General features: G+C 37.1%; 6 protein-coding genes. 2 read left to right on the forward strand and 4 right to left on the reverse strand.

Annotation, left to right across the window (positions count from 1 at the left end; all coding sequences use genetic code 11):
• Nucleotides 1-12: 12 nt before the first annotated feature.
• The 3 genes from alr to fadR form a co-directional block, all read right to left on the reverse strand.
• Nucleotides 13-1,125 (reverse strand): alanine racemase, encoded by a 1,113-nt coding sequence (alr, locus tag M997_RS11000; protein ID WP_064720162.1) that lies wholly within the window; start codon nt 1,123-1,125, stop codon nt 13-15.
• A 13-nt stretch (nt 1,126-1,138) separates the two neighbouring features.
• Nucleotides 1,139-2,443: a D-amino acid dehydrogenase gene (locus tag M997_RS11005; RefSeq protein WP_064720163.1), complete on the reverse strand. Its 1,305-nt coding sequence runs from the start codon at nt 2,441-2,443 to the stop codon at nt 1,139-1,141.
• A 518-nt stretch (nt 2,444-2,961) separates the two neighbouring features.
• Nucleotides 2,962-3,681 carry a fatty acid metabolism transcriptional regulator FadR gene (gene fadR, locus M997_RS11010; protein ID WP_064720164.1) on the reverse strand — a complete coding sequence of 240 codons (720 nt, stop codon included), beginning with the start codon at nt 3,679-3,681 and terminating at the stop codon, nt 2,962-2,964.
• A gap of 234 nt (nt 3,682-3,915) precedes the next feature.
• On the opposite strand from fadR, the gene nhaB reads away from it, so the two are divergent.
• Nucleotides 3,916-5,460 (forward strand): sodium/proton antiporter NhaB, encoded by a 1,545-nt coding sequence (nhaB, locus tag M997_RS11015; protein WP_064720165.1) that lies wholly within the window; start codon nt 3,916-3,918, stop codon nt 5,458-5,460.
• A gap of 172 nt (nt 5,461-5,632) precedes the next feature.
• Nucleotides 5,633-6,151 carry a disulfide bond formation protein DsbB gene (dsbB, locus tag M997_RS11020; RefSeq protein ID WP_064720179.1) on the forward strand — a complete coding sequence of 173 codons (519 nt, stop codon included), beginning with the start codon at nt 5,633-5,635 and terminating at the stop codon, nt 6,149-6,151.
• Between the two features lie 137 nt (nt 6,152-6,288).
• Here the strand turns inward: dsbB and M997_RS11025 are convergent, their stop codons facing one another.
• The gene (locus tag M997_RS11025) at nt 6,289-6,597 is read right to left on the reverse strand and encodes a putative hemolysin (protein ID WP_064720166.1); all 309 of its coding nucleotides are present in this window, start codon (nt 6,595-6,597) and stop codon (nt 6,289-6,291) included.
• Nucleotides 6,598-6,628: the final 31 nt, after the last annotated feature.

The raw sequence follows: 6,628 nt of genomic DNA on the forward strand, positions 1-6,628 counted from the left end.
GTTTAGTGATTATCAACAACTTTCATTTAGATCAGAAAAAGTGGAATTAGGTAAATTAATCATGACTTCAACAGCGACTCTTGGTGCAATTGCACACAATAATTCGTAGCCAATAGTCCCGCAGGCCGTTGCGACTTCATCAACAGGTAATTGCTCCCCCCACAGCTCTACTTGACTTCCGTAAACAACATCAGGGTAATCGGTTACATCAATAGTTAACATATCCATTGATATACGCCCTACTAATTGTGTTTTATGACCATTTACCATAATGGGGGTGCCATCAGGTGCATGTCTTGGATAACCATCAGCATAACCACATGCGACCACACCTACTCGCATATCGCGCGTTGCAGTAAATCGGCTACCATATCCAATTTGCTCACCCTGTTTAACATTTTGTACCGCTAATATTTCGCTATTAAAGGTCATTACAGGTTGTAAATCAAAATCGGCAATATCTTGCCAAACACCGGAAGGTGACACCCCATAAAGAATAATACCAGGACGGATCCAATCTTGATGTGTTTCTGGGTTAAATAACGTGGCCGCTGAATTGGCTAAACAACGCGGTAAACTATTTACCATCGTTTGGTTGATTACCGTTTTTTGCGCATCCATATTCAGCCCTGTATCAGCATTCGCAAAATGTGACATTTGAATAACAGTGCCAATATTATTTATGTTTTTAGCACGCGCCAATGCTTGCGGATAGTACTCAGGGCGATATCCCAGTCTATTCATTCCACTATTAAGCTTAAGATAGATATTGATAGGTCTATCTAACTGCGCTTTTTCAATAGCATCGAATTGCCAATCAGAATGCACGGCGGTTGTAAGAGAATAACGTTCAAGTAAATAGACATCTTCAGGCTTAAAAAACCCCTCTAACAATAAAATGGGGCCAACCCAACCTTGTTCTCTTAACATAATGGCTTTGTCTAATTCAATTAATGCAAAACCATCGGTATGACTAAGCGCTGGCCATACACAAGATAAACCATGTCCATAAGCATCTGCTTTTACCACAGACCAAACTTTACTGCCTGTTGCCCTTGCTTTAATAACAGCAAGGTTATGGCTCAGTGCATCTAGGTTAATGGTGACTTTTGCGGGTCTAGACATGGAATTTCCTCAATTAATAAGCAGCGTCAAGCTTTTGCCCTGGACGAAGCAATTTGGTATTAAAACCATCGGTATAACGGAAAACAGATAAGTCATCAGCTGCAATTGCAGGTTTATTTCCTGAAATTAAATCGGCTAACAGTTGTCCTGAACCACATGCCATTGTCCACCCCAATGTGCCATGCCCCGTATTTAACGATAAATTGCGATACGCTGTAGGGCCAACTATCGGCGTACCATCCGGTGTCATGGGTCTTAATCCTGTCCAAAACGAGGCTTGCTCAATATCACCACCCCCCTCATACAAATCTTGCACCACCATTTTCAGCGTTTCACAGCGTGATTTTAAAACATTTAAATTAAAACCGACCACTTCAGCCATGCCACCAACGCGAATGCGATCATCAAAACGTGTCACTGCGATTTTATAAGTTTCATCTAAAATAGTGGACATTGGTGCTCTGGAAGCATCAATTATCGGCATCGTCAGTGAATAACCTTTAAGGGGATAAACAGGAATAGAGACTTTATCTTTTAGAAGTTCAGTTGAATAAGATCCCATTGCAACCACATAGTGATCGGCAGTTAGCAAACCATCATGACATTGAACACCCGATACTTTATCACCATCAAACAGTAAATGTTTAATTTGTTTATTAAATAAAAAAGTGACACCCGCATCTTGTGCCATTTGAGCTAATTTTTTGGTGAATATTTGACAATCCCCTGTTTCATCATTAGGTAAACGCAAACCACCGGTTAATTTGTAACTGACATGTTCAAGAGCAGGTTCAGCTAATTTAAGTTGTTCTGAGGTTAACAACTCATAGGCAACACCTTCTTGTTTTAATACCGCGATATCATTGGCTGCATTATCAAATTGTTGCTGAGTACGAAAAAGTTGCAGCGTCCCACCTTGCCGCCCTTCATATTTAATGCCTGTATCTTGACGTAATTGGCGAATGCAATCACGGCTATATTCAGCAATTCTCACCATGCGGCTTTTATTCATTACATAATGTGAAGCATCACAATTACGCAACATTTGCCACATCCAACGCAGTTGAAAAAGCGAACCATCTGGTCTAATGGCTAAAGGTGCATGTTTTTGAAACATCCATTTTACCGCTTTCAGGGGAATACCCGGCGCTCCCCAAGGCGTTGCATAGCCTGGTGAAATTTGTCCTGCATTGCCAGCACTCGTTTCTTCTGCAACATTATTTTGTCTATCAATAACAATAACTTCGTGACCTTGTTGTACAAGATACCACGCACTGGTTACACCGATAACGCCGCCACCTAAGATAAGCACTTTCATGGCAAGACTCCAATAATTTACATTGATATAACATAAGAATAATATTCTATACACAAAAAGCCAGCATAGAATAATCATCTAGAGCAAGAAAAACGTAAATTTTAGAGTTAAATCACATTTAATAAGCATTAGCAAAGAAAGTTAAATTCTCAACTTATTAATATCAGTTAAAAATCAAATAGATACAAAAAAAAGAATTCACAAGATAAATCTAACAATTTTTATTATCAGCAATAAATACAATAAAATGTAATTATACATTAAGATAGGCTTTTATAAAAAACTAATAAATTGACAAAATTTGATATATAACTTCAAAACAAGAGCTGTTTTGCTATTTTTTTTGCTAAAAAAAATCAATAAGAAGAACAGTCTAAAAAGAGACAACAAAAATGAGGAGAGTAAATCGGGCAAAAAGAAATAAAAAAAACCAGCACAATCATCTGATATGTTAGCTGGTTTTTATAACTAGTTTTTATAAATAATTATTTACTTAGATATTTACTTAGAAAAATAAATTAACGTTTTATTTCTGCCAAATCACTTGGCTCTGGTGATTGCAAACTTTGCCAGATAATTCCGCTGTCTTTACCGTATTGGCGAACACAATCCATTACATGCTCAACATCTTTTTGAGTGCATAATAGCGCTAGTTTTTTATAAAACGACAATGTCAGCTCTTTAGCTTGAATATTGGAAAAATAATAGCGCCCAACTCGAGTATAAAGCCCTTTTAATCCATTTAGGATCAGGCCATAGATTGGATTTCCTGACGCAAAAGCTAAACCACGAAAAATGTTGTAATCTAATTCACTGAACTCATCAGCACTGTTTTCAATTGACAGCTCATGAGTTAATACTTCAACACATTTTTCAGGATTATTTTTAAATGCTGTACGAATAAAAATAGCTGAAATATTCGTCCTTACAGCAAGTAAATTATCAATAAGTTGCGGTACTCTATCGTGATCAAGGCGAGCAACAGTTTCAAGAATATTAAGTCCTGACGTTTCCCAGAAGTTGTTTACTTTCGTAGGCTTACCATGCTGAATAGTTAACCAACCATCACGAGCAAGACGCTGTAAAACTTCTCTAAGAGTCGTTCTTGTCACGCCGATGAGTTCGGAAAGTTCGCGTTCTGCTGGTAGAATAGATCCGGGTGGAAAACGATTGTTCCAAATGCTTTCAACTATATATTCTTCCGCGAAACCTGCGGGGCTTTGGGCCTTAATAACCATATTTTTATTTCTTCCGACGCGTTTTTTCTGCTAATAATGAAAAATATAATATCAGAATGCGTAATTTTGATATAGCTCAACCATCATTAAATAGTGAGTGGCATCATAAAACATGATGTTGTTCTATCAATTTATTATTACAAATGCGCTTAATTTCACAGCACTTAACGCGTATTATGGTTCGATTGCACAAAACTAGTGCTTAAAATCTCTATTTGGAGGATAAAAAACATAATGGATATGAGTATAAGACAGGCATTACTAAAGAATTTTATGGGTAGCTCTCCCGATTGGTATAAGCTTGCTATTATTACTTTTTTAATTATTAATCCACTTCTCTTTTTCTTTGTAGACCCCTTTGTTGCAGGCTGGCTACTGGTGATTGAATTCATCTTCACCCTTGCCATGGCCTTAAAATGCTATCCACTACAACCTGGGGGATTACTTGCAATTGAGGCTGTCATTATTGGTATGACTAGCCCAAAACAAATTGGTCATGAGATTGCCAATAACCTTGAAGTTATTTTATTACTTGTCTTTATGGTTGCTGGTATTTATTTTATGAAGCAATTATTGCTTTTTGCTTTTACTAAATTGCTATTATCTATTCGCTCTAAGCGATTACTCTCTATCGCCTTTTGCTTTGCAAGTGCATTTTTATCTGCCTTCTTAGATGCCTTAACTGTCATCGCTGTTGTTATCAGTGTTTCTTTAGGGTTCTACTCTATTTATCATAATTTTGCATCAAACCAGTCTGGTGCTGATCTTAATAATGATGGTTTTATTGATACCACAGAAAAAAAACAGACTTTAGAACAATTCCGTGCGTTCTTACGCAGCTTAATGATGCATGCTGGGATAGGTACTGCATTAGGTGGCGTAATGACAATGGTTGGTGAGCCACAAAACCTAATTATCGCAAAACATCTAGAATGGGACTTTGTAACATTTTTTATTAGAATGTCACCCGTTACTATTCCTGTCTTTTTTGCGGGTTTAGCCGTTTGTTATTTCGTTGAGCGCTTTAAACTATTTGGTTATGGCGCTGAATTACCCGATTTAGTTCGTAAAGTTCTCACTGAATATGATAAGAAAAACAGTGAAAAACGCACTTCTCAAGAAAAAGCGCAGCTGATTATTCAAGCACTGATTGGTGTTTGGTTAATTGTAGCGCTAGCATTACATTTAGCTGAAGTTGGTATTATCGGTTTATCCGTAATTATTCTAGCGACCGCATTTTGTGGTGTTACAGAAGAACATGCATTAGGTAAAGCGTTTGAAGAGGCACTGCCCTTTACTGCCTTATTAACCGTCTTTTTCTCTATTGTTGCGGTTATTATTGATCAACAACTCTTTGGGCCTATTATTCAATTCGTTCTACAGGCCTCTGAATCATCACAGTTATCACTGTTCTATTTGTTTAATGGTTTACTTTCTGCCATTTCAGATAACGTATTTGTAGGAACGGTTTACATTAGTGAAGCGTTAACCGCGTTACAAAATGGATTGATTAGCCAAACACAATATGAACATATTGGCGTTGCTATCAATACTGGGACCAATTTACCTTCGGTTGCAACGCCTAATGGCCAAGCGGCATTCTTGTTCTTATTAACCTCGGCTTTATCACCACTCATTCGCTTATCTTATGGACGAATGGTTATTATGGCCCTGCCATATACGATTGTGATGACGCTACTAGGTTTGCTCGCGGTTGAATTCTGGCTGGTTCCTACAACCCACTGGCTTTATGAACTAGGTTTGATTGCGATCCCGTAACAAAGAATATACATAATCACTACATTAATAGGGCTTTTATTTTATAAAAGCCCTATTTTTTTTATTAAAACAGGTTCCAATGTAAATATTTGTGAAATAAGAAGTTTCATCTTTTTTTACCGTTACGTTTTAGGCAAAATAGAACTATCTCAATATTTAAATGGATATTATTATGCTGGCGTCTCTTCGTCACTGGTCACAAAGCCGCTTCTCTTGGCTACTACTGGCATTAACAGCAATTGGTCTTGAAGCTACAGCATTGTATTTTCAATACGGAATGGAATTAATGCCTTGTGTTATGTGCGTTTACCAACGTATTGCGGTCTTAGGTATCGTTGCTGCTGCATTTATTGGTATAGCAAATCCTAAGCTTGCATTAATGCGCATCGCAGGTGGATTCTTATGGATTTACTCTGCATATCGAGGTATTGCGTTAGCTTGGGAGCATACTCAACTTATTCTTAATCCATCACCTTTTGCTACCTGCGACTTTTTCGTTACTTTACCCTCTTGGTTTGCATTACAAGATTGGTTCCCCGCCGTATTCCAAGCAACGGGTGATTGTTCAGTTAGCCAATGGCAATTTTTATCCCTAGAAATGCCACAGTGGATGTTATTTATTTTTTCTGCTTATTTTGCAGTCGGTTTATTAGTATTAATAAGCCAAGTAACAACATCAAAAGACGATTAATACTAATTTGATGATATTTCATTATCTCATCTAAATAGCGATTGTTTTTATTAAATAGAAAATAAAAAAGCGCCTTTAGTTTTATACTGAGGCGCTTTTTTTTATTCATCAATAATTCAACTAATAAAAATATTTCATTAACCAGGAATACAAACACCATCAATTAAGGCTTGTTCGCTACAACGCTTACCATTGGCGAATTGACAAACAGGTGTTTGCCCACCATGTAATTCATAGTTTAAAGAAGGTATACCACCAGAGAATACACAAGTCGCTTTAGCTGATTCATTTAATGGAATATCAATACTTGTTGTTGGAATGGTTCTGCTTTTACTTATAGTATGTACCGCGGTATTAGGTTTATCTACTGAGCTACTGCATCCTGCAAGAAAAGCAAAGCCTGTAAACATCATCAAATAACACGCAACTTTAAATTTCTTTTGCATTAAAAATACCCTACTTATTCATTTTGTTTTT

Source organism: Proteus hauseri ATCC 700826 (assembly GCF_001654965.1).
In the GTDB taxonomy this organism is placed as follows: Bacteria; Pseudomonadota; Gammaproteobacteria; order Enterobacterales; family Enterobacteriaceae; genus Proteus; species Proteus hauseri.